This window comes from Congzhengia sp., assembly GCF_037235575.1.
Classification (GTDB): Bacteria; Bacillota; Clostridia; order UBA1381; family UBA9506; genus Congzhengia; species Congzhengia minquanensis.
In genome coordinates, this window is sequence record NZ_JAXUNN010000039.1 from 179,212 (window position 1) to 201,672 (window position 22,461).

Sequence of the window (22,461 nt, forward strand, 5' to 3'; positions counted from 1 at the left end):
GGGATAACATGGTTAAAGATAAAACATTTTATAAACTTTTTTTAACGCTTACGCTGACCATTGCATTAAGAAACGTTATCACGTTTACCGTGAACCTAGCGGACAGCGTGATGCTGGGGGCATATTCTGAAAACGCTCTGTCGGGCGTGGCGCTGGTAAACCAGGTGCAGTTTATGCTGCAGCTCATGGTAACCGGCGTGTGCGAGGGCGTGCAGATTTTCATCTCCCGGGCATGGGGTGCAAAGGACAACACTACCATTAAAAAAATGATGAACATATCCATAAAATGCACTGCCGTAATTGCACTGCTGGTGGCGGTGCTTGCCGCGGTCTTTCCCCACGGCCTTTTGAGCCTTCTGTCCAACGAGGGCGACATTGTGGCAGAGGGAGCGGGCTATTTAAAAATCATTTTGTTTTCTTATCTGTTTTTTGCCGTTTCCACCTCGCTGATAACAGCGTTAAACGGCGTAGAAACCGTTCGCATTGGGTTTGTCACTTCGATTATGACGTTGTGCATTAACGTGGCATTAAACTATTGCCTCATCTTTGGTCACTTTGGCTTTCCCGAACTGGGGGCCCGCGGCGCAGCTGTGGCAACTCTTTGCTCCAGAATTGTGGAATGCGCTGTTATATTGATTTATGTGCGGTTTGTTGACAAAAAAATCTGTATCCGGGCCAGGGACTTTGGAAAAATTGACAAATCACTGTTTGCCGACTATTTTAAAAAGGGCCTGCCCGTGTTTCTGTCCAGCTTTACCTGGGGGCTTGCAATGTCCATTCAGTTGGGCATTTTGGGTCACATGGGAAAATCGGTGGTAACGGCAAACAGCATTGCAAACACGCTGTTTCAAATTATCTCCGTCATCACTTACGCTTCTGCCAGCGCGTGCACGGTTATCATCTCCAAAACCATTGGTGAAGGCAGGCACGAGCTTGTTAAGCCCTATGCCAAAACGTTTCAGGTGTTGTTTTTAATCATTGGTGCGGCAACCGGGGCGGCCATTTTTGCTTTGAGAGGCACAATCATTAACTTCTATAACGTGTCGGAGGAAGCAAAAAACTTGGCGGTTACATTTTTAACCATCTTATCTGTCACGGTGGTGGGAACGTCTTATCAAATGCCCTGCCTTACTGGGCTGGTGCGGGCCGGGGGCGACACGTCGTTCGTGTTTAAAAACGATATGATTTTCATGTGGTGCATTGTGCTTCCCATGTCGTTAATCGCTGCGTTTTATTTAAAACTTTCGCCGGCGGTGGTGTTCATCTGCTTAAAAAGCGACCAAATTACAAAATGCTTTGTGGCGGTGGTGAAGGTGAACCGGTTTAAATGGATTAAGACGCTGAACCACGAAGCACAGCAAAAGCAGCTATCGAAAGCTTTCTAAAGAAAAGCTCCAAGTTTTTCTCTTCCGGAAGGGTGATTGAAACGTTTTTGTCAAAAGGTTTTTTTCTTCTAAGTGAATATAGCAGCTAACATCGCATGCCCTGCCGCAGATAGAGCATTGGTAGGCGTGTTGTGCCGGCGGATAAAAGTAAATTTTATCGAGAATTTTTTTGGCTGTATCCGGTGTCACCTTTGCTTCGCCTGCAATAATTTCAAGCCTGTTTTCAAAGTCTGCAAATGCGTCCGGCGGCATAAACGGATTTTTTGTGCCGTTTGCACCATTGTAATACACAGCACATTGCCATTTGTTCACATTTCCGTTTTTATCTATCGCCTTACCGGGGCATGCGTGAATGCATGCGCCACAATTGTCGCACAAATGCGGCTTTTTTATTTCGCTTGCAGGAATTTCTGCATCTGTTAAAACAAAACAATAACGTACAAACGGGCCGAATTCTTCGGTCAGCAAAGCGTTGTGCAGCCCTTTTTCTCCTAATCCGCACCTTACTGCTGCGTCTAAAAAGTTCATCTGAATTTCCTGCGGTCTGCTGCGGTATATTGCGTCATAAGCCACCTCGGGATTGGTACTGTTTTCTTCTGCCATAATTTGCTGGTGCCGCCGTTGGGGGAGAGCGGTGAAGCCTTTTTCTTCTATGTATGCGGCAATTTTAAGCTGCGCCATGGGCATAATTGTTTCCTCTATGTTTTCAACACCCATTGTTGTGTATTGATAGTAGGTTGTACCTTCCTCAATTCCGCGGAATGTCCCTCGCAGGACACGGAAGCCCAGCCCAATGACGGTTTTTGTTTCCGGCATTATTTTAAAAATAGCGTTTTCGCTATCAAACCTTTCAGCCGGTGCAAACCCAACTAAATCTGCTCCATTTTGTTTTGCTAAAGCAATAATTTCATTTTTCATTTTACAGTTCTCCAATCAAGTGCCTGTAGCAGGCAATATCACATTTTCTACCGCACAGGCAAGGGGAATATCCCCAATTTGTTTTGGGCAGAAAGTCCATTTTTTTATAAATTTCTCTGGCGGAAATTGCATCAAACCGCTTTTCGCCGTTTATAATTTGCTCACGTTCCGGGTCGCCTTTTAAAAATTCCTCTGTCATAAACGGATTGGATTTGTGAGCGCCTTTGTAATATACACTGCATTGCCAGGTATCAAGCCACTGCCAGCTCACGGCGCCTCCCGGACATGCTTTGATACACGCACCGCACTTGTCGCAGATTGGCTGCTTGAGCGGAGCGTCACAGGCTAAAGGCGCATCGGTAATAATAAAACAATACCGCATGAATGGTCCATGTGTTTTGTTAATAATTTTTCCGTTTAGTCCCACATCACCCAAGCCGCAGGCTTTTGCTGCCTTTCCAAAATCAATGATGACATCTGGAACGGGCTTTCCGCTTTCGACCGCCTCTGCGTGAATCAGTTCATAGGTATCAAATACCTCGGGATTGGTTGTTTTATCTCCTTTAATTCTTAAATTTGGCACAGATTTTTGCAGGCAGGCATCATAGCCTTCATCTTCAATCATTCCGCCGATTTTTAACAGAAAAATTTCCGCCATTTCCTCATCGATATATTTTACGCCAATAGAAGTGTAGGTGTAAACCTGCGTGCCTGCCTCCATTGCCTTGTAAAGCCCTTTCGGCACAGAAAAACCGAACCCGATGATACATTTTGCATTAGGCAAAATTTTTCTTGGGTCATGCTGCGGGTTTGTTTCCTCATAAATCCGGCCGATTCCGCATACCGCTGCTCCCAGTTCTTTTGCTTTTGCCTTTATGCTTTCACTTGTCAACATTCTGCTATCCTCCTGTTTTTATCGGTCAAGCTTCCATGCTTTTTTTGTTCTTAAAGGCTCATGAAAGCGATTTTCCATGCAGCCGCCTTTTTTCTCCAGCATGGAAACGCAGGCGCGGATACAGCCGCCGCATTTTGCCATGTTATAGCCCACCCAGCTTGGAAAGTATTTTTGCAGAGCAGTATAAATTTTCATAATTTCGTGCTCATTTGCCACGTTAGTTAAGCCTTCCATTAAGTCAAGATCGTGATTTTCGTTTTTATCCCATACCTCTTTCGGCACAAAGGGATTATAATATCTGCCTGCATGAGTATAAAAGGCGTAGCATCTCCACATGTCGATGTCGCCCCACTCACAGATTTTCCCGTCTAAATTTACCGTTATTGTTTTTCCTGAATTGATTGCCGGAATGCAGCCCCCGGGACATTCGCGCACACAGGCGCCGCATTTTCGGCAAAGCGGCTTTCCGTGATACATTTCGTCGTATTCCAGTTCGGCGTCGGTAAAGATAAATGCCACGCGCTGCAGCGGACCAAACTGCGGCGTAAGCAGCATTTTACTCCAGCCGATTTCGCCCAGGCCACAGGCTACGGCAGCCAGCCGGAACTGGAACTGTAAGTCCGGCGCCACGCCGCCCTTTCTTGCCGGACGCGTAAATTGAACGCTTCTGTGGTGGGCGGTTGACGTTTTTGCATTTTCGTTTACCTCAATTTGCTCCTCCGGTGACAGGGTGTTGCCGGGGGAACCGTCCATATCGGACACCACGCCCCGTGCGCCGGTATTACGGTAAACAAACGCTTCGTAACCTTCATCTTCAATGACCTTGCCTACCTGATATAAAACTGCCGGGGCAAAGATTTCGTTGATTCCGCCATATGCCATGGATGGATATTGATAAAACTGTGTTCCTTCTTCTATGCCCCGCTGCACGCCTCGGGGGATGCGTAAAACAAATCCGATTACGCTTTTGGCCTCAGGGAACAAAAACTGCGGATTCATTTCATCGGGTGCGCCGTTAAACCTGGTCATTGGTCCGATGCCGCAGGCGTCTGCTCCTGCCGCTTTTGCCGCGGCCTTAATCATTTCACTTGTCAGCATAATTTTGTTCCTTCCTTAACTAGCTCATAATTGCCTTTGTTATAATCAATTTTTATAACTGCGCCGTTTGAATAGGTTATAACAAACACATTTTCTTCCGTTTCTTCATGCTGTTCCATAAACTCGGTTTGCAGATATCGGAGCTTTTTATATTCCTCATAACTTTGTTTGATTTTGGAAACAGACGCCGCCAGCTCTGTTTCGTTATCACATTTTGCGTCAACAGCCCCCATCCAGTTGTTGCCGTTGTCCATAAAGGCAGAATAAAAATAAAACGTTGGCCTGCCGCCGTATTCGATTAGCTTTAGCTGTATATTTTTGTCTTTGAAGGAACTGTTTACCGTGTCGGTGTATGGATTGCTCAGAACAGTGCCATGATAAACAAGCTGCCAGAAGGGAATTGGTTTGTGACAAAGTCCGCCGGTTTCACGGGAGTAGCTGATGTATAGACCGTAATCTAAATACGGAGCCAAAAAGTCGTATGCCCCCTCGGAAGATATGCCGCCGAACAGTTCTTTTGCTCGGATACACATTTTTTTTGCACACTCTACCGCCTTTTTTGAATTTACAAAATGAGCCGGATGGTAGCATTTCCGGGGATAAACCGTACCTAAAACATCAATGTAATGAATTCCGCGAAAGCCCAAATCTGCCACTTTGGGCAAGACCTGTTCTGCCTGTTTCAGTCCGATTTCCGGGCAAAGGTCAAACATTTCTCCGCCGCTCCAGCCATTGGCGTTTATCACAGGCTTTCCCACGCGGTTCCGACGGGTATTTTCGGGATTGTAACAGTCTGCTATTTCGTATTGGTCGGTGTGATTCGTGTGGCATGTAATTTGATAGCCAAGCTTCTGCGCTTTTAAAATTAGTTGTTTTAATGTTTCTTCTCCGCCTAATTCCTGACAAACAGGAAAGGCCTGGGGCCATCTTCCGTCGTGACCTTTTACATTCCAACCCACAAGACAGATTTCCGCTTTGTCAACGCCCTGGGTTTTTAGTTCGTCAAGCAAGTTTCCCACTCTGTTAAAATCGCAGGCTACATGCATGGGTGGCTCGTTTTCCGGGGTTTGATGCAGCACCTGCGGGGGAGCCGGCTTCCAGCCGCAGCGAATCCGAATCATTACGGAATCTGCTGCATAGCGTAAAGCTTCGCTTGTTTGCATTCGCACTGACAGCGGCACAATTTCGCCTTTGTCCAGCTTATAGCGCCGATATCGCCTGGCTATACCGGAATAGTTTGCGTCATCACCAGTCAAATAAAAGTATTCTATTTTCAAATCCTCATAGGGTGATTCTCCGTCAAGTTTAAATACAGGATAAATGCGGTATTTACCATTTTTCAGACTTATGTTCAGCGTGTAATCGTAAGGCATGCCGGTAACGATTGCCAATACCGTCTGTTGTTCTGTTTTTATTCCGAAGAATGGCATATTGCTCTCTGCAATGCGGCTTTCAAAATTTTCTTTTTGACGGTTAAAATAGAACAGGGAATAGTCCTGATTTCCCACCCCTCTGGGCAGCACCAGATATCCGCTGTCGCTTGTATCTGCCACAATGCCAAAAAAATCTGCCTCCACCTGACGGATATAACTGTAATCAAGGTCTTTTGATACAATCACGCAGGCATAATCATTTGTTTTTTCAATTTGAACGGGCAGTTCTATTCTTTTATTGTCAGATGTAATTCCGAACACAAAATCCCTCTTTTCTTAAAGTTCTTCGTTTAGTTTCACAAGTTTCAATGGATTTCCGTTTTCCAGCACATAGGGGTATATGCTGTGAGCAGGTTCTAAAAGCGCCAAAATATCTCCGGAATATTTCCTGCGGATGTAGCTTTCCAGCACCAAACAAGGATTTTTATGAATTCTCGTAGCCAGTTTCACAGCAGGAACAAAAGGCGCATATAAATCGGTATCTTCCGGACGAATAAAGCTGGTGTCGGTAATTAAAGTGTCTAAATGAGCCGGATTTTTTAAATATTCTCTGCAAATTCCATGAAACGCATAAGCATTGTCCATTTTTGCAAGTTCAGATTCGTGAGAAACCAAATTGTCGTGAAACGTATGGGCAGAACAGTGGTTTAAACAGCCGCTGTTGGCCAGTAAATACAGCCTCTTGCCGCGGGTGTCGCACCATTTTTTCACAGCAGCGATTTTGTCAAAATTTCTGTTTAGTTCTCTTTGCAAATAGAAGCTGTCAAATAAATTGGATACATAGTCCATACCTTGGGTGGTTCCGATTCCCATGTTGACCGAGGCACGCACCTCTATATCGCTGAAATTCTGTTTGATGAACTTTGCAATCAAAGGCGAAGTAGTGGTAACAGACTGCAGTCCGAAGCAGGTTACAATATAATCAACGGTGTCGCCTATTTTTTGAAAAAAGGAACGGGATAAACTGTCACGCCCGTAACAGTTTGCATTAAACAAGAGATTAAGTGCGATATTGTTTTGAGACAATCTGTGAAGTGCCTCTATTTGCTTCTGCTGCAAGTCCCAAGGCAAAAATGCACTGTTTTCTATCTGGCTGTTTCTTCCGTTTGCAAAATCTCCCCATGAGAAGTAAACCTCGTAAATATGCTCTTTTCTTTTTATAATATGGTCTAAAAACGCATTGTTTGCCGTCTGCAATCCCACCATGAACTTCATATTTTTTTATTTCCCTTTCCCTTTTTCTTGATTTTATCATATAAATATGATAATCTAAAGTAACAAAACAAACTTTAATTTTAATAAAACAAAGATTTTGTCAGGTGATAAAATGTATCTTTGCGATTTAAATCCCTTTATCAGGTTTGCAGGCCAAATTTTTTATAAATCAAGCAATAATCCGGTTTTTGTGCGGGACGCACGTTTGTTTTACATTTTGTCTGGCAATGCTGATATATTTATTGAAAATAAACATTATTCCCTTATCCCAAATTCTGTGTTTTATTGTGTTGCCGGGAGCAGATATAATATTATTTCTGATAGCGGCATTTCCTTACTTTCGCTTAATTTTGATTTAACACAGTCGGAAAACCAGCATTTTTTGGTGAATGTTCCTATTTCTGCTGCCGAATTAGACACGGTAAAACAAAACCCACCATCTGTTTTAAACAGCGGGTTTTTAAACACGCATTTGCTGCAAATGAACGGGGCAGAGTTTTTACCTCCACTGAAAAAAATATGTGATGAATTTTCCCTGCAAAAAAAATATTTTCGCGAAAAATGCAGTGCGCTTTTAAAAGAAGTGCTCATCGACCTTCACCGCGGGCAGTTATATAACAGCGGAAATGCCTCTGAATCAGTTAAAGCTGTTATTGATTTTATACACAATCATTTTTATGAGGATATTGACAATAAGGATTTAGCAGCACTCTCTGGATATCATGAATTCCATTTAAACCGGATTTTTTTTAAATATACCGGTATGAGTATGCACAAATATATTTTAAATTTGCGAATAAACGAGGCAAAACGGCTGGTGTTAAACACTAATTTGCCGGTAGGACAAATTTCAGAAAAGGTTGGATTTTGCAACGGCACATACTTTTCAAGCTATTTTAAAAAGGTAACAGGATTTTCACCGTCACAGTTTCGGGCGGCTTTTAAAAACAATATATAAAAAGAGATTTATTCAAAACAGAATGAGTCCATAAAAAATGGATTACGATAAAAAAGACACTATTCAAAAAAACGAACAGCTGGCAAAGAGATCTTGCCCTGTCCGTTTCTTGAAAGAGTTTATTCAAATATTTTCCCGATATTTTTTATTCGCCGTACAGCATATAGCCCGAAAGCTTTGCAAACATGCCCACAGGGCCTAAGCCTTTCACCGCAGACTTTGCCACAATGTCGGACTTTCCGATAGACTCCCCGTCAATAAAAAATTCTACCTCGCCCACCTTGTCGTTTTCTTTCACCGGTGCGCTGACTGATTCGGGCAGCGTGATTTTCTTTTCTATATTACTGATTTTTGCCTTTTCCAACAGCATATTAAAGTCCTGCGACATACCGATATCCACCGCGCTTTGTGCGCCCTTTTCCACTTTGACGTCCGGCAGCTCGTCTTCCGAGACAAGCGATTTTGAGATGGCATAGTTTGCGAATCCATAATCTAACAGCTTTGTTGCATCGGCAAACCGCTCTTTGGAGGATGGCGCGCCCATAATAACCGCAATCAGGTTCATATCGTCCCGCTTGGCTGAAGCGCTGACACAAAAGCCTGCAACGCTGGTTGAGCCGGTTTTAAGGCCCGTTGCGCCGGAGTAGAATCGAATCATTTTGTTGGTGTTCACTAAGCCAAACTGGCCGCCCCGTAAACTGTCCATCCAAATGGTGGTATAGTCAAAAATTTTCGGGTGTTTTATTAGCTCGCAGGACATCAGTGCAATATCGTTGGCAGAGGTTAAGTGATTGGGATCGTCTAACCCATTGCAGTTTATAAATGTAGTGTCGTTCATGCCAAGCTGCTTTGCACGCTCGTTCATTTTAGCCACAAAGTTTTCGTGCGAGCCGCCGATAAACTCTGCAAGCGCCACAGCCGCGTCGTTGCCCGAGGCCACAGCCACAGCTTTTAGCATGTCGTTCACACTCATTTCCTCATTTTCTTCTAAAAATACCTGGGACCCTCCCATGGAAGCGGCTAACGCCGAGGTGCGAACCATGTCGTCCAATTTACACTGGCCGTTGTCTAATGCCTCCATCACCAAAAGCATGGTCATAATTTTGGTAACGCTGGCAGGGGGCAGCCTGTCGTGCGAAGCCTGCTCAAACAAAATTTTCCCCGTTGTAGGTTCAATCAGCACGGCGGATTTGGCCGAAAGCTCCATTTGAGGGGCTTCGGCAAAGGCCGTGACAGAGAGTAACGACAGAGTAAACAACGCGGACAAAAAAACAGATAACAGCTTTTTCATATTGACAAACCTTTCTGCCTGCGAAATTTTATTACGCAAAGTCCGCAGGCAGACAGCGCGCCAAATAAAAAACACGTTTTACGCTTCTGTTACCTATTTTATGTTCAATTGTTTCCCATATGACAAAAAAGAGCGAATTTTATCGGGACATGCTCAATATTGCATCGATTTAATCACCCGGCGTGCCTGAATGTTTTTGCCCAGCGCCGAGGCAATTTCCCGCGCAAAGGCATGGGTTGTGCCCGCGCCTTTTGAGGTAATAAAATTTTTGTCACATACCACGTCGCTGCGTTTGGTAATTGCGCCGACCAGCTTTGCCTCATATCCGGGAAAGCAGGTGGCTTTCACACCGGACAAAAGTCCAATAAGCCCCAGAACCTTTGGTGCGGCGCAGATTGCGGCAATAATTTTGCCCTCTGCGGCCTTGCGTTTTAAAAGGTCGGTCACAAATCCGCACTGCTCTAAATTGTCTGCTCCGGGTATCCCGCCGGGCAGCACCAGAGCGTCAATATCATCCTCTTTCATGTCCTCTTTTACAAGGTCAGCAATAACAGAAATGTTGTGAGAGCCGGTTACCTGCAAGTTTTCGGTGATGGAAACGGTTTTCACCTCCAGCTCGCACCGCCTTAAAATGTCAACAGTGCCCAAAGCTTCAATCTCTTCAAACCCGTCAGCCAAAAAAACGTATACCATGGTTGTTTCATCTCCTGTATTGAAATTCGTTTTAAAAACTGATACAATCATAGTATACCAAATGAAGAACAAAAAAACAATAGAGGGAAATGAAATGCGCAAAAAATTGTTAATTGACTGCCGGTTTGCAGGCGTTGCTGAAAAAAAGTGGGGGAGTAAATTTGAAATTATTTCGTCGCCCAAGTTAAATCATTTATCCGAACCGGTTTCCTGCCATCCGGATTTGTCGCTGTGCAAAATTGGAAACACGTATATTGCAGAGAAAACGGTATATGAATATTATAAGCAGAAGCTTTCGGGAAGCAACGTGATTTGCGGCGAAACGGTTCTTGGCAGTCACTACCCGTTTGATGTTGCATATAATGTATTGATATCCGGAAAAACTGCTTTTGCAAACTTTCAATATACCGACCGTGTTGTAAAACAGGAACTAAAAAAGCAAAATTTGAAATTGATAAATATAAATCAGGGCTACGCAAACTGCGCGGCGGCGGAGCTTGCCGGCGGAATTATCACTGCCGACCCGTCGTTGCTGGACGCGTGTGCGAAAGAACACATCGACACGCTGGAGATTGAGCCGGGAGATGTTGTGCTGTCTGGCTACGACTATGGCTTTATCGGCGGCGCGTCAGGTTTTGCTTACGGCTGTCTTCTGTTTTTTGGCGATATCTGCAAACACAAAAGCTTTCAAAACATAAAACGTTTTGCAGAAATAAAAGGCGTGGAGCTGGAGTATATGAAAGATTTCCCTTTAACGGATGTTGGCACAATTATCGGTATAGATGGTAAATAAAATGCAGATAATAATTTCGGATAAGGAAAAGGAGTTGAGAGGTGAAGTTTTTGAATGACCGTATACAATTGGGCTTCAGAAATGAAAAAGCTCTTGTAAATGAACGGCTTCTATCCGAAAAGGAATTTCCGGTAGAAGTTCTGCAAAAACCTGACGAGCGCGTTGACGTGCTTTTCAAATACGGCAGCAACCAAAGGATTTTTGACGAATTTATTACAGCACTTGCCGATTATATTATAAATAAATACGAAAAGAAAATTTTAAAGCGTATTATTTTAAATAATTACGGCGACTTAAAGCCGTTTCAGCTGCAGGATATTGTTAGCCATCTTCCCGAACTGGAGCAAGACAGAGAAACGGGCCGCGCCAAACGTCGCAGCGTGGTGAAAGACGGACTGTATAGCTATTTTGAAGAAAACGACTCCGCCAGCGTGGAGGGGTTGGTTACCTTCAGAATGAAAGAATATGAGGCTTTGTTAACTCAGGCGGCGGAACAGCTTTTTGACATTTACCTAACGCACAAAGAGTATGAGGAATTTATAGAGCTTTTGCGCTATTTTGTAAACGTGCAGAGCGCCCGGCCCCATTTAACCCATTTGATTGTACACAGCCGCGGCATGTATACAATTTTGAACGAGGATAAAGAGGATATTACCGCAGAATGTATTTCTGATTTTGCCCGGCCGGAGGAAATCAGCACTGACAATTTTGACGATTTGCTCATCAGCATGCTGATTACGTTGGCGCCGGAAAAAATTATTGTACACAACAGCGTGGATATTAAAAACGCCGAACTATTCGACACAATTAATAAGGTGTTCGGCAAGGTGGAATATTGCACAGGCTGTGAAATGTGCGGCGTTAAGGCGGCGCAGTGCAAACTGTAATTGCAAAAAATGATGCGGAAATTTTTTCCGCATCATTTTACATATATGGGGGAGGTTTTAAAATCCTGCCCGGCATGTTTGTTATCCGTCATCAGCGCATAAATGTCTGTGGCAAGCAGGTCTTTTTTGAACATGCGCCAAAAATCATCCTTTGCAGAAACGGCGTCGGCCGTTTTCGTAATAATGGGAATGGCAGATGTTCGCCCCATTTCCTTCAAAATTTGAGTTCCGCATTTGTTAAACGCCAAAACTCTGGCGTATGGGGGGGGGAGCTCTGTGTCAGCGCCGGTAATGCCCAATAGGGTGTTTACAATTATCCTATCAATCCGTGTTCTGGTGTAGCGCTTGGTTTTTACCTGCGTTGCAAGGTCCTCCGCACCGAACGATGTTTTGGCAACCTTTATAAAACGGTGTTCCAGTCCCTCAGAAACGTCGGCAATGGTTTTTAAGCTCTCCGGTGTTTCCCTCCGGAATTGGTAAGACACAAGCTGGTCAAAAACTGATTTGTCATAAGGCGTTGTGTGAAATGCAGCTTTATTTGGCACAAATTCTGAAATATCCCGGCCCTGTTCCATCATTTCTCTAATTTGCGAAGCAGAGGCAAAGCTGTCATTTCGCCTGAGCGTTATAGGTTGGATGGCGCTTTTTAAGCGGGCAAGGGCATGAACATATTCTAAAGCCAGAATGTTGTTGGGTGATGCAAGCAGGTCACAGGAAAGAGCGGGGAAGTAATTTTTTGCCGCAGATAACCGGGCGGCGGGGTAGCTTGTGCCCTTTTTCATCTCGGCGCAAACTAGCCGGGCAAATTCATCTGAAAAAACCACAGGTTCGGCGTTTTGCAAAAGCTGAATATTGCCGCACTCGCTCCCAAAGGACAAATAATTCACACAGCCCAATTCGTTTAAAAGCGACACAGCCCCTGTGGCAAACCGCATGGCAGACTGGGCAGAATATACCACGGGCAGTTCTAACACCAAATCTGCACCGCACATTATGGCGGCCTTTGCCCGGGTCCACTTGTCAAACACGGCCGGCGCTCCGCGCTGCACAAAGCTTCCGCTCATCAAGCATACCACGCCGTCTGCGCACAAAAGCGCCCTGTGGGTTTTAAGCTGATATGCGTGCCCTTTGTGGAACGGATTATATTCACAGATAACGGCCATTATGTTCAATTCCAAAACCTCCGGTGAAAAATAAATCTCCGGAAAAAGCTTTTTCCGGAGATTTTAAAGTTTCAGTTAAAATAATTATTTTACCATGCTTGCAATTTCTTCGGCAAAGTTGTCCTGCTTCTTTTCAATGCCTTCGCCCTTTTCAAATCGTGCAAACTTGTCAATTTTAATCTCTGTACCAATTTTGTCGGAAACGCTCTTTGTATAAGCGGAGACCGTCATATCGCCGTCTTTAATAAACGGCTGGTCAACCAGGCAGATTTCTTTAAAATATTTATTAATTCTGCCGGCAACCATTTTTTCAGCAATGTTCTGGGGCTTACCCTCGTTCATTGCCTGTGCGGTTAAAATTTCGGTTTCTTTTTCCACAACGTCAGCCGGAACGCTGTCGCGGTCTAAATATGCCGGGTTTGAAGCGGCAACCTGCATTGCAATGTCGTGTGCGAACTCTTTAAATTCCGCTGTGTCGGCTTTCGAAGCGTCAGCCAGCGTAAACGCAGCCATAACACCGATTTTTCCGCCGCCGTGAATGTAAGTTTCCACAACGCCGTCATAGCGCTCGAACCGTCTTACCGTAATGTTTTCGCCAATGGTGGCAATTTTGTTCACCAGCATGGCAGAAATTGTTTCGTCGCCGTTTACAAACTTTTCGTTTAACAGTGTGTCAACGTCAGAAGGGGAAGTGGTTCTGATTTGCGTTGCAACGTCAGACACGAACTGCTGAAAGTCCGCGTTCTTTGCAACAAAGTCTGTTTCAGAGTTTACCTCGAGCAGAACGCCTATGCCGTCTGTAACGTCTGCGTAAACAATGCCGTCAGCAGCAACCCTGCCGGACTTTTTCTCAGCCGTTGCCAGGCCTTTTTCCCTTAAAAATTCAATTGCTTTATCCTTGTCGCCGTTTGTTTCCGTCAGCGCTTTTTTACAATCCATCATACCGCATCCGGTAATTTCCCTCAGCGCTTTTACGTCAGCAGCTGTAAATGCCATTTATAAAATCCTCCAATCAATTATGCATTCAGTTCTTCTGTTGCAGGCTCCTGCGTTTCTTCAGCAGCCGCAGCCTCGCCGTCAGCACCCTGGTTGCCCTCAACAACAGCGTTTGCAATTGTAGATGCAATCAGTTTTACCGCACGGATAGCGTCGTCGTTGCCCGGAATTACATAGTCAATGTCTTCGGGGTCGCAGTTGGTGTCAACAATGGCAACAACGGGAATTCCCAGCTTCTTTGCCTCTTCAATGGCAATTTTTTCTTTTCTCGGGTCAACAACAAACAAAGCGCCGGGGAGCTTTCTCATATCCTTAATGCCGCCGAGATATTTTGTGAGCTTGTCACGTTCTGCTTTCAGGTTTAATACTTCTTTTTTCGGAAGGAGGTCAAACGTGCCGTCTTCTTCCATTTTGTTCAGCTGTTCCAACCTGTCAATTCTCTTTTTAATGGTTTTAAAGTTTGTCAGCATGCCGCCGAGCCATCTTGCATTGACCCAATACATGCCAACCCGTTCCGCTTCCTCTTTAATAGAGTCCTGCGCCTGCTTTTTTGTTCCTACGAACAAAATTTCCTGGCCGGATTCAGCGAGGTCTTTTACGAACGCATAAGCTTCCTCAATTTTCTTCACGGTTTTCTGCAAGTCGATGATGTAGATACCGTTTCTTTCTGTAAAGATGTACTCCGCCATTTTGGGGTTCCATCTTCTTGTCTGATGTCCGAAATGGACGCCTGCTTCCAGCAGTTGTTTCATTGAAATTACTGACATTTAAGTCACCTCCGGTTTTATTTGCAATCCTCCGCACAAGTCACATTCTGCGGGAACCTAATTTTAGGCACCGCCCGCAAAATCGTTGCGCGTGCGTATTTTTGCTCTAATACTATACCACATTAAAGCCACAATTTCAAGCTTTTTTTTCATATTTTTAAAATTTTGTGAAAAATAAGGAAAGTTTTGCGCATTTGCTCAAATACTATTTTTATCGTTTCATACAATAAGCAATTGACTTTTTTCACATAATCATATATAATGTATGAATGATAAAATATGTTAGATAAGGGAAAAAAACGTATGAATGGCGCAAAAAAGACCATAAAAACCGCCGGCTTCATGGTTTTCGCCACGCTTTTGGCCAAATTCATGGGGATGTACCGCGACATTTTGTTCGCGGCGCTCTACGGCACGGGTGCGGAAGCTGTTGCATATTCCACTGCCAGCAGAATTCCGCTTTTGTTTTTTGACATTGCTCTGGGAAGCGCAATCTCTTCTTCTTTCATTCCCGTTTTCAACGAGTTTCTGCAAAGGGGAAAAAAGGAAGAGGCAGCCGAGTTTTCAAACAGCTTCTTAAATATAATATTTCTCATTACAGGATTTTTATGCGCAGTTGGCATTCTGTTCCGCGGCCCCATTGTAAACCTCTTGGGAAGCGGACTTCAGCCGCAGGTTAAAGCATTGGCGGAAAGCTTAGTAGTCATTATGTTCCCGTCCATGATTTTTACGGCTCTTGCCTATTCCTTAACGGGCGTGCTTCAGTCATACGGCGAGTTCAACGCGCCGGCGGCTATCAGCTTGGTCTCTAACGGAATTATGGTTGGCTATCTGCTCGTAGCCAAGCATCAGTTTGGAATTCACGGAGTGTCGGTGGCAATGCTGGTGGCGTGGGGATTTCAGCTCATTGTACTTTTACCCTCACTGATAAAAAAGAAATATCGTTACCGGCCATTTATCAATTTTCATAACCCCGGCTTGAAAAAAGCGTTGTTTTTGGCGCTGCCCATTTTGGTCAGCTCCTGGGTGCAGCCTATAAACGCCATGGTCAACATGTTCTTGGCGTCTTTTATCAACGAAGGACAGGCTGTGTCGGCGCTGGATTATGCAAATAAACTGTACATTATTTTTGTGGGGGTTTTAACCTACGCGGTTTCCAACCTGATTTTCCCGTCCATCTCCAGGCTGGCGGCGGACGAAACCAAAAAAAGCGAGTTCACCGAAATTGTGAAAACCGCCATCGAAAGCGTACTGTTTATCCTGCTTCCCATTATGATTGTGTTTTTAACAGAGCGGGTGGAAATTGTGCGGCTGGTGTATGAGCGGGGCGCGTTTGGGCCGGAGCAGACGCAAATTACCTCTACCGCCCTGTTGTGGTATTCTTTCGGTATGCTTGGCTACGGACTTCAGGAAATGCTCAACAAAGCCTTTTATGCCGGGCAAAACGGAAAAACTCCCATGCGGGTTTCTGTTTGCGGAATTGCACTCAATGTGGCGCTTAGTTTCCTCTTTGTCCGGGGACTGAATTTGGGCATTGCGGGGCTTCCAATGGCGGCTTCGGTTGCCGCAAACTTTATCGCCGTGGTTTTGGCGGTTCTTTTAAATAAAAAATATAAGGTCTTTGGAAGGCCGTTCTTTTTCAATTTCGCAAAGCTTTTGGCAAGCGGCGGCGCAATGTGGGCGGCGCTGGCTATTACCCGGCGATTCGTTGCTTTTTCAGATTCGCTTATGGGCAGGTTTTTTACGCTCGCGGTGCCGGCTTTGGCGGGGCTTGCCGTCTATCTCATTTGTGCAGTTGCTCTGAAAACAAACGAGGTTCGGCAAATAAAGCAGCTCATTTCGAAAGGGAGGAAATAATTTTATGGAGAGCAGGGTGTTTTCATTTTTCGCGGCGCTCTTTTCCCGCATTGCGGTGTGGTTTGACGAGAGCGCGTGCGGAAAATATTACAATAAATTCTGTGCCTGGTTAAACAGGGTTTACCAAAAAAGCTTTGTAAGCCGCTTTTTTGCAGGCCCAAAACACAGAGATGTGTTTCAAAACAGTGTTTTGGGCAAGCTGTTTGGCTTACCGGGGCGTTTTTTGCTGTTTTTGCAAAACAAGCTATCTGGCCCTTTTAACCATGTTTTAAAAAACAGTTTGGTGTGCGTTTGGTTCAGCAAATGGGCAGACGTGAGCATTCGGTTTTATGGCTTTGTGCTGTGTGCGTTTTCTTTGCCGCTGCTGTTTTTGAGAGAGTCGGGCAGACTGGGGCTTTTGCTAATTGTGGCAGTTTTTGCTGCCGGTATTGTAATGATTTTACTTAACCGCAGCCTACGCCAGCTGTTTGGCGGAAGTGCTGTTGTTACTGCGCTGATGGGGCTTTTTACAACACCTGACACAACGTCCCACGAAAGTGTTTCCTGCGGCAGGGCACAGACCATTGCAGCATTGGGACTGGGGCTTCTGCTTTCATTTTTCTGTCTGGCTTTTGGCGTAAAACTTTTGGTTATCTTAACCGGGGGCGTTTTGGCGTTTGCGTTTTTGCTAAAATATTTAAGTCTGGGCGTGTTTTTAACCGTTGCGCTTTCGCCCATGCTGCCTACCATGGCGCTGGTGGGGCTCAGCTTAATCTGTGCTCTGGTGTTCTGTGTTCACGTAATTACCGACAAAGGGTTTACATTTGTGAAAAATCCCATGAACACATTCGTTGTGTTTTTCATCATTGCGCTCCTCTGGGGCTGTATCAATTCGTTTTCATTTGCTGCCAGCGCAAGCCAGGCGGCAGTGCATATTTCGTTTATTTTGTTCTACTTTATTGTGGTGAACACCATTCGCACCCGGCAGCAGTGGACGGCGCTGATTAAGCTGTTTCTGCTTTCCGCCTTTGCCGTTGCGGCCTATGGCGTTCTGCAGAATTTTACAGGCGTCAGTTCAACCGAGTCATGGCTGGACGAGGAGATGTTTGAAGACATTAAAGTTCGGGTTTATTCTTTCTTTAACAACCCCAACGTGCTGGGCGAGTTTTTGGTTATGACCATTCCGCTGACAGCCGCAGTAATTTGGGGCAATATGCGTGAGGAGCACAAGGCTCTGTTTGGGTTCGTTCTGCTTTCCATGGTGGCCTGCATGATTTTTACCTGGTCGCGCGGCGCGTGGCTGGGGGTGTTTTTAGCCTGTGCACTCTTTTTTGTAATTATGGACAAGCGCTGGGTGTTTGTTGGGTTGATCGCTCTTTTGGTGTTGCCAATTTTGCTGGTTCTAAGCGGTAACACGGCCATTTTAGAGCGGCTGATTAGCGTTGGCAACACGTCAGACTCCTCAACGGCTTATCGTGTGGCCATTTGGCAGGCGGCTATAAAAATGATTCGCGACTTCTGGATTTCGGGCATTGGAATTGGCTCCGAGGCGTTTAAAATGGTCTACCCGGTTTATTCGCTGTCAGGCGCGGACTTTGCCCTCCATTCCCACAACCTTTACCTGCAGGTTTGGGTGGAATCGGGTATTATTGGAATTAGCGCGCTGCTTGCCATGACGCTGATGTTTGTAAAGCAGGTTTTTTCAAGCGCAGTGATCAGCGCACGCAAAACCGACAGCGGGGCCAAAATTGTGATTGCCTTAGGGGCGGGCTTTTTGGGTTTCATGTTCCAGGGCTTAACCGACTATGTTTGGTATAACTATAAAATATTAATGATTTACTGGATTATCATTGCACTGGCAATCTGCGGCGTAAACCTCATGTCGAAACCCTCTGTAGACGAAGGGGGTGTCAGCGTCAAATGATGAACGTGTACCAGGTGGTGTCCGACACCAATGTGGGCGGCGCCGGTCGGTATCTGCTGAATTATGTAAAGCATTTTAATAGGGAGCATTTTAAGGTTACGGTACTTATTCCGGAAAACAGCATGCTAAAGCCGCTTTTAAATGATGTGGCTGACATTACGGTAATTGAGGTGCCGTTCATGGCGGACAAATCCTACGACAAGCGGTGTGTGAAAGCCATGCAGGAAATTTTCAGCGGCGAAAAAATTGACATTGTGCACACCCATGCCAGCCTTTCGGCAAGGATTGCGGCAAGAAGGGCAAAGGCCGGCGCGGTTGTTTCCACAAGACACTGCATTGAACCACCGGGCCGGTTTCCGACCTCTGTCGTAAAAGGTATTTTAAACAATCTGCTGTGCGACGTTTATGTTGCAGTGTCAGATGCCGTGGCGCAAAACCTTGCAGACTGCGGAATAAAACGGGAAAAAATTCACACCGTCTGCAACGGTGTTGAACCTGTTACAAAGCTTTCTGAAACAGAGCGGTACGCGGAGCGAAACAAACGGGGCATTTTAGAAGATGAGACGGTGTTCGGAGTGTTTGCCCGGCTTGAAGAAGTGAAAGGCCATCAATATTTTATTGAGGCGGCAAAACAGTTTTTGAAAAAAGGCGGTAGAGGTAAGTTTCTCATCGTAGGTGACGGCTCCTTGATGGAGGAACTGAAAAAACAGGCCGCAGGCGTTCCGGAAATTATTTTTACCGGTTATGTGCCGGACACGGCTACGCTTTTAAACATTACAGACGTAAACGTATTGTCCTCCCGGTCTGAGGCCATGAGCCTGGCAATTTTAGAGGCCATGAGCTTAGGAATACCCACCATTGCAACAAATGTCGGCGGAAATCCCCAGCTGGTGAAACCGAAAGAAAACGGGCTGTTAACCGAATTTTCCGACAGCGGCGGCATGGCGGAGGCGTTTTTAAAAATGGCTGAGAACAAAGCGTTTTATAAACAATGTGCTGAACATGCCGGTGATTTATACAGGCGGCAGTATACAGCTGAGATCATGGTAAAAAATCTTGAAAAACTCTATGAGGAGGTTGCAAATGAAAGCAAATAAAACCGGCAGAAAGGGAATAAACATCATAGATCTGGTATTTTTCGTTGTTTTGGCCGCGGTGATTGTTTTTGCGGTGGTTTCTATCACAGGAATTTTAGATAACAAGCAAAAGGGCGTTCAGGACAATGTGATGTTCTCCATTGAAACCACAAAAAACGATCCTGAATTTTTAAACTATGTGGAAGAGGGCAAAACCATTTACGACGGGGCAACCAAGAAAGAACTGGGTAAAATTGTTGCCATTCACGAAAAACCGGCCCGGGAAATTGCGGAAAACCATGAGAGTAAAACCATTGAATATGTTGAAATCCCCAACAAGGTAGACGTCATTTTAGAGGTAGAGGGAAAAGCCACAATGGAATATCCCAACATCATTATTGATACGGTATCTATTAAAGTAGGCAAGCGGATTGACTGCATTGTCGGCGACGCCGCTGTGAACGGAACGGTTATCAGTTTAGATTATGATAAGGCACTTCTGAAAAAGAAGGAGGCGCAAAGCAAATGATTATGGATAAAAAAGGCAAGCTTTTTGGAAAAGTGAGCATTGTGGACATTTTTGTCATTTTGGTCATTATCATCGGCATTGTGGGAGTTTATGTCACAAAGGTAAAATTAGACAATGAAAAGCTTTTGTCAGACGACTCAAAAATGCTGATTAAGACCTCTGCAGAAAAAGATAAGCTGGAAATTAAGCTGAAAGCAAAAGAAGTGCGCGATGTAACGCGGGACTCGATCATTGTGGGCGACGATGTGTATCTTGTGGCAAACGACAAGATTTTGGGCACCGTTTCCCGGGTGGAAAGCGAGCCTGCAATGCGCGACGTTGTCAGCGATGACGGTACGGTTTACACCGCGCCCGTTCCGGACCGGTTTGACGTGACCATTGTTGTGGACGCAGACGGAAAGAGAAAAGACGAGGGCTTCTACACCGATTCTAACATTCATCTTTTATACGGCAAGGAAATGGAAATTAAAACCTCAACCATTCAGACTGTGCCGAAGGTGGACGAAATTACAGTGACGAAGACCTCAAAATAGCGGGCGGAAAGGATTGGGCCATGACAGACAAAAAAAGGGTAGTTATCAAGGTGGGAACGTCTACCTTAACCTATGAAACAGGCAAAATCAATCTTAGAAGAATTGAACTTCTGTCCCAGGTGATCAGCGATTTAAACCACAGCGGGTGCGAGGTGGTTTTGGTGTCCAGCGGCGCAATTGGCGTTGGCGTTGGCAAGCTTGGATTTGCCAAGCGGCCTGACAATACCCGCGGAAAACAGGCGGCCTCTGCTGTAGGGCAGAGTGAGCTGATGAGCATGTACGGAAAGTTTTTTGCAGAATATGGCTGCCAGGTGGCACAGATTTTGCTTACGAAAAATGTGCTGGAGGACAACGAGCGCCGCACCAATGCGGTAAATGCGTTCCGCACGCTTTTAGACTGGCACGTGATTCCCATTGTCAATGAAAACGACGTTATTTCAACGACTGAAATTGAGTTTGGCGACAACGACACGCTGTCCGCCGTGGTGGCACGGCTTATCGGCGCGGATCTTTTAATCATTCTGTCGGACATTGACGGACTGTTTGACAAAGACCCGGCATCACACAGCGATGCAAAGCTGATTCCTGTGGTAGAAACCATTACGGAGGAATTAATGCAAAGCGCCGGGGGAGCCGGTTCTGCACGCGGCACCGGCGGAATGGTGACAAAACTCATTGCCGCAAAAGGTGCAATGGAGGCCGGCGTGGAGATGGTAATTTTAAACGGTCGAAACCCAAAGGCTATCTACGATTGTTTAGATGGAAAAGCCGTGGGAACAAGATTTGTAGCAAAAACAGCAAAATAAGAAAGCGGGTGCTTTTATGTATGATTTAAAAAAACAGGGTCAGGCGGCCAAGCAGGCCAGCTTTGCGTTGATGGCCATGAGTCAGGAAAAAAAATCGAAGGCACTTTTGGCCGTTGCTGACAGCTTGGAGAACAATGCAGATAAAATTCTTGCAGAAAATCAAAAGGATTTAGAAACGCTTTTGAAAAACCCTGCAAAAGCATCGTTTGCAGACCGGCTGAAGCTCACGAAAGACCGCATTGCTCAAATAGCGGACGGAGTGAGGAAGGTTGAGCTTTTGCCCGACCCGGTGGGGGAAGTCACCGGCATGGAAAAACGCCCCAACGGCCTGATGATTGGCAAAAAGCGTGTGCCCTTAGGCGTTATCGGAATTATTTATGAGGCGAGGCCGAACGTTACTGTTGACGCGGCGGCGCTGTGCATTAAAACTTCTAATGCCTGCATTTTAAGGGGCGGAAGCGAGGCGTTTCATTCTAATAAGATTTTAGTTGATATTATGAACGAAGCGCTAGACGGCGCGGGCTTTCCAAAAGGGAGCGTTTCGCTGGTGGAGGATACGTCCAGGGAAACTGCTGCTGAGATGATGCGGTTAAACGAATATATCGACGTTTTGATTCCCCGCGGCGGCGCAGGACTCATTCGGGCCGTTGTAAAAACCGCCACCGTGCCGGTGATTGAAACAGGAACAGGTAACTGCCACATCTATGTGGAAAAGAGCGCGGATATCGCCATGGCGAGAGAGATTACAGTAAACGCAAAAACAAGCAGGCCCTCGGTGTGCAACGCGGCAGAGTCCCTTTTGGTGGACGAAGAAATTGCAAAAGACGCGCTCCCTGCCATTGCGGAGGGGCTAAAGCCTTTTCACGTGGAAATCCGCGGATGCGAAAAGACGGTAAAAATTCTTCCTCAGGCGGTTTTGGCCACGGAGGAGGATTACTATACAGAATATAACGATTTTATTCTTTCTGTGAAAGTTGTCAGCGGGATTGACGAGGCAATTCGTCACATAAACCGCTGCGGCACCAAGCATTCAGAAAGCATTGTTACAAAAAATTATGAAGCTTCACAGAAATTTTTAGACGAAATCGACGCGGCGGCGGTGTATGTGAACGCTTCCACCAGGTTTACCGACGGATTTGAGTTTGGATTCGGCGCGGAAATCGGAATCAGCACACAAAAGCTCCACGCCCGGGGACCGCTGGGGTTAAAAGAGCTGACCTCGTGCAAATATATTATTTATGGAAACGGACAAGTAAGGGGATAGA

General features: G+C 45.5%; 21 protein-coding genes. 11 read left to right on the top strand and 10 right to left on the bottom strand.

The window, feature by feature from the left end:
• Nucleotides 1–8: 8 nt before the first annotated feature.
• Entirely contained in the window at nucleotides 9–1,385 is a 1,377-nt protein-coding gene (locus tag WIG73_RS10405; protein ID WP_337400475.1) for an MATE family efflux transporter, read from the top strand.
• On the opposite strand, the gene WIG73_RS10410 is transcribed toward WIG73_RS10405, so the two are convergent.
• The 5 genes from WIG73_RS10410 to WIG73_RS10430 are packed head-to-tail and all read right to left on the bottom strand — an operon-like array spanning nucleotide 1,368 to nucleotide 6,944.
• Nucleotides 1,368–2,303, bottom strand: coding sequence for a hypothetical protein (locus tag WIG73_RS10410; protein WP_337400476.1), 936 nt, complete (start codon nucleotides 2,301–2,303; stop codon nucleotides 1,368–1,370). The two genes, WIG73_RS10405 and WIG73_RS10410, sit on opposite strands and share 18 nt — an antisense overlap.
• 1 nt (nucleotide 2,304) lies before the next feature.
• A complete protein-coding gene (locus WIG73_RS10415; protein ID WP_337400477.1) occupies nucleotides 2,305–3,198 on the bottom strand; it encodes a hypothetical protein in 894 nt (297 codons plus the stop codon).
• 18 nt (nucleotides 3,199–3,216) lie between these two features.
• Nucleotides 3,217–4,296, bottom strand: a complete 1,080-nt coding sequence (locus WIG73_RS10420; RefSeq protein WP_337400478.1) for a hypothetical protein — start codon at nucleotides 4,294–4,296, stop codon at nucleotides 3,217–3,219.
• A complete protein-coding gene (locus tag WIG73_RS10425; RefSeq protein ID WP_337400479.1) occupies nucleotides 4,290–5,990 on the bottom strand; it encodes a DUF5696 domain-containing protein in 1,701 nt (566 codons plus the stop codon). Before WIG73_RS10425 ends, WIG73_RS10420 begins: the two co-directional genes overlap by 7 nt.
• A 15-nt stretch (nucleotides 5,991–6,005) precedes the next feature.
• Complete coding sequence (locus WIG73_RS10430) at nucleotides 6,006–6,944, bottom strand: hypothetical protein (RefSeq protein ID WP_337400480.1); 939 nt, start codon at nucleotides 6,942–6,944, stop codon at nucleotides 6,006–6,008.
• Nucleotides 6,945–7,329: 385 nt separating this feature from the next.
• Between WIG73_RS10430 and WIG73_RS10435 the strand changes: the two genes are divergently transcribed.
• Complete coding sequence (locus WIG73_RS10435; protein ID WP_177678846.1) at nucleotides 7,330–7,902, top strand: helix-turn-helix domain-containing protein; 573 nt, start codon at nucleotides 7,330–7,332, stop codon at nucleotides 7,900–7,902.
• Nucleotides 7,903–8,047: 145 nt separating this feature from the next.
• On the opposite strand, the gene WIG73_RS10440 is transcribed toward WIG73_RS10435, so the two are convergent.
• Nucleotides 8,048–9,193: a D-alanyl-D-alanine carboxypeptidase family protein gene (locus WIG73_RS10440; RefSeq protein ID WP_337400481.1), complete on the bottom strand. Its 1,146-nt coding sequence runs from the start codon at nucleotides 9,191–9,193 to the stop codon at nucleotides 8,048–8,050.
• A gap of 153 nt (nucleotides 9,194–9,346) precedes the next feature.
• Nucleotides 9,347–9,886, bottom strand: a complete 540-nt coding sequence (locus WIG73_RS10445) for a DJ-1 family glyoxalase III (RefSeq protein ID WP_337400483.1) — start codon at nucleotides 9,884–9,886, stop codon at nucleotides 9,347–9,349.
• Nucleotides 9,887–9,980: 94 nt separating this feature from the next.
• On the opposite strand from WIG73_RS10445, the gene WIG73_RS10450 reads away from it, so the two are divergent.
• Nucleotides 9,981–10,679, top strand: a complete 699-nt coding sequence (locus tag WIG73_RS10450; protein ID WP_337400484.1) for a DUF6873 family GME fold protein — start codon at nucleotides 9,981–9,983, stop codon at nucleotides 10,677–10,679.
• A 50-nt stretch (nucleotides 10,680–10,729) separates the two neighbouring features.
• Complete coding sequence (locus WIG73_RS10455) at nucleotides 10,730–11,566, top strand: putative sporulation protein YtxC (RefSeq protein WP_337400486.1); 837 nt, start codon at nucleotides 10,730–10,732, stop codon at nucleotides 11,564–11,566.
• A gap of 32 nt (nucleotides 11,567–11,598) precedes the next feature.
• Here the strand turns inward: WIG73_RS10455 and WIG73_RS10460 are convergent, their stop codons facing one another.
• The 3 genes from WIG73_RS10460 to rpsB form a co-directional block, all read right to left on the bottom strand.
• Nucleotides 11,599–12,729 (bottom strand): nucleotidyltransferase family protein, encoded by a 1,131-nt coding sequence (locus tag WIG73_RS10460; RefSeq protein WP_337400612.1) that lies wholly within the window; start codon nucleotides 12,727–12,729, stop codon nucleotides 11,599–11,601.
• An 84-nt stretch (nucleotides 12,730–12,813) separates the two neighbouring features.
• Nucleotides 12,814–13,725 (bottom strand): translation elongation factor Ts, encoded by a 912-nt coding sequence (gene tsf / locus WIG73_RS10465; RefSeq protein ID WP_337400487.1) that lies wholly within the window; start codon nucleotides 13,723–13,725, stop codon nucleotides 12,814–12,816.
• A 20-nt stretch (nucleotides 13,726–13,745) separates the two neighbouring features.
• Nucleotides 13,746–14,492: a 30S ribosomal protein S2 gene (gene rpsB / locus WIG73_RS10470; RefSeq protein WP_337400488.1), complete on the bottom strand. Its 747-nt coding sequence runs from the start codon at nucleotides 14,490–14,492 to the stop codon at nucleotides 13,746–13,748.
• 303 nt (nucleotides 14,493–14,795) lie between these two features.
• Between rpsB and murJ the strand changes: the two genes are divergently transcribed.
• From murJ to WIG73_RS10505, 7 genes are read left to right on the top strand one after another with little or no spacing between them, the layout of a single operon-like run.
• Nucleotides 14,796–16,349 carry a murein biosynthesis integral membrane protein MurJ gene (gene murJ, locus WIG73_RS10475; RefSeq protein ID WP_337400490.1) on the top strand — a complete coding sequence of 518 codons (1,554 nt, stop codon included), beginning with the start codon at nucleotides 14,796–14,798 and terminating at the stop codon, nucleotides 16,347–16,349.
• Between the two features lie 4 nt (nucleotides 16,350–16,353).
• Nucleotides 16,354–18,252 carry an O-antigen ligase family protein gene (locus WIG73_RS10480; RefSeq protein ID WP_337400491.1) on the top strand — a complete coding sequence of 633 codons (1,899 nt, stop codon included), beginning with the start codon at nucleotides 16,354–16,356 and terminating at the stop codon, nucleotides 18,250–18,252.
• The gene (locus WIG73_RS10485; RefSeq protein WP_337400492.1) at nucleotides 18,249–19,349 is read left to right on the top strand and encodes a glycosyltransferase family 4 protein; all 1,101 of its coding nucleotides are present in this window, start codon (nucleotides 18,249–18,251) and stop codon (nucleotides 19,347–19,349) included. Before WIG73_RS10480 ends, WIG73_RS10485 begins: the two co-directional genes overlap by 4 nt.
• Complete coding sequence (locus WIG73_RS10490) at nucleotides 19,336–19,857, top strand: DUF4330 domain-containing protein (protein ID WP_177680470.1); 522 nt, start codon at nucleotides 19,336–19,338, stop codon at nucleotides 19,855–19,857. Before WIG73_RS10485 ends, WIG73_RS10490 begins: the two co-directional genes overlap by 14 nt.
• Nucleotides 19,854–20,390, top strand: a complete 537-nt coding sequence (locus tag WIG73_RS10495; RefSeq protein WP_337400493.1) for a DUF4330 family protein — start codon at nucleotides 19,854–19,856, stop codon at nucleotides 20,388–20,390. Before WIG73_RS10490 ends, WIG73_RS10495 begins: the two co-directional genes overlap by 4 nt.
• Before the next feature lie 20 nt (nucleotides 20,391–20,410).
• The gene (gene proB / locus WIG73_RS10500; RefSeq protein WP_337400494.1) at nucleotides 20,411–21,196 is read left to right on the top strand and encodes a glutamate 5-kinase; all 786 of its coding nucleotides are present in this window, start codon (nucleotides 20,411–20,413) and stop codon (nucleotides 21,194–21,196) included.
• A gap of 16 nt (nucleotides 21,197–21,212) precedes the next feature.
• Nucleotides 21,213–22,460, top strand: coding sequence for a glutamate-5-semialdehyde dehydrogenase (locus WIG73_RS10505; RefSeq protein WP_337400495.1), 1,248 nt, complete (start codon nucleotides 21,213–21,215; stop codon nucleotides 22,458–22,460).
• Nucleotide 22,461 lies beyond the last annotated feature (1 nt).

Excerpts from the sequence above, each read along its gene's own strand:
- rpsB (WP_337400488.1), bottom strand. The coding sequence starts at position 14,492 with ATGTCAGTAATTTCAATGAAACAACTGCTGGAAGCAGGCGTCCATTTC.
- WIG73_RS10405 (WP_337400475.1), top strand. The coding sequence starts at position 9 with ATGGTTAAAGATAAAACATTTTATAAACTTTTTTTAACGCTTACGCTG.
- WIG73_RS10415 (WP_337400477.1), bottom strand. The coding sequence starts at position 3,198 with ATGTTGACAAGTGAAAGCATAAAGGCAAAAGCAAAAGAACTGGGAGCA.
- WIG73_RS10480 (WP_337400491.1), top strand. The coding sequence starts at position 16,354 with ATGGAGAGCAGGGTGTTTTCATTTTTCGCGGCGCTCTTTTCCCGCATT.
- WIG73_RS10445 (WP_337400483.1), bottom strand. The coding sequence starts at position 9,886 with ATGGTATACGTTTTTTTGGCTGACGGGTTTGAAGAGATTGAAGCTTTG.
- WIG73_RS10430 (WP_337400480.1), bottom strand. The coding sequence starts at position 6,944 with ATGAAGTTCATGGTGGGATTGCAGACGGCAAACAATGCGTTTTTAGAC.
- WIG73_RS10410 (WP_337400476.1), bottom strand. The coding sequence starts at position 2,303 with ATGAAAAATGAAATTATTGCTTTAGCAAAACAAAATGGAGCAGATTTA.
- WIG73_RS10505 (WP_337400495.1), top strand. The coding sequence starts at position 21,213 with ATGTATGATTTAAAAAAACAGGGTCAGGCGGCCAAGCAGGCCAGCTTT.
- murJ (WP_337400490.1), top strand. The coding sequence starts at position 14,796 with ATGAATGGCGCAAAAAAGACCATAAAAACCGCCGGCTTCATGGTTTTC.
- tsf (WP_337400487.1), bottom strand. The coding sequence starts at position 13,725 with ATGGCATTTACAGCTGCTGACGTAAAAGCGCTGAGGGAAATTACCGGA.
- WIG73_RS10440 (WP_337400481.1), bottom strand. The coding sequence starts at position 9,193 with ATGAAAAAGCTGTTATCTGTTTTTTTGTCCGCGTTGTTTACTCTGTCG.
- WIG73_RS10460 (WP_337400612.1), bottom strand. The coding sequence starts at position 12,729 with ATGGCCGTTATCTGTGAATATAATCCGTTCCACAAAGGGCACGCATAT.
- WIG73_RS10485 (WP_337400492.1), top strand. The coding sequence starts at position 18,249 with ATGATGAACGTGTACCAGGTGGTGTCCGACACCAATGTGGGCGGCGCC.
- WIG73_RS10495 (WP_337400493.1), top strand. The coding sequence starts at position 19,854 with ATGATTATGGATAAAAAAGGCAAGCTTTTTGGAAAAGTGAGCATTGTG.
- proB (WP_337400494.1), top strand. The coding sequence starts at position 20,411 with ATGACAGACAAAAAAAGGGTAGTTATCAAGGTGGGAACGTCTACCTTA.
- WIG73_RS10450 (WP_337400484.1), top strand. The coding sequence starts at position 9,981 with ATGCGCAAAAAATTGTTAATTGACTGCCGGTTTGCAGGCGTTGCTGAA.
- WIG73_RS10490 (WP_177680470.1), top strand. The coding sequence starts at position 19,336 with ATGAAAGCAAATAAAACCGGCAGAAAGGGAATAAACATCATAGATCTG.
- WIG73_RS10420 (WP_337400478.1), bottom strand. The coding sequence starts at position 4,296 with ATGCTGACAAGTGAAATGATTAAGGCCGCGGCAAAAGCGGCAGGAGCA.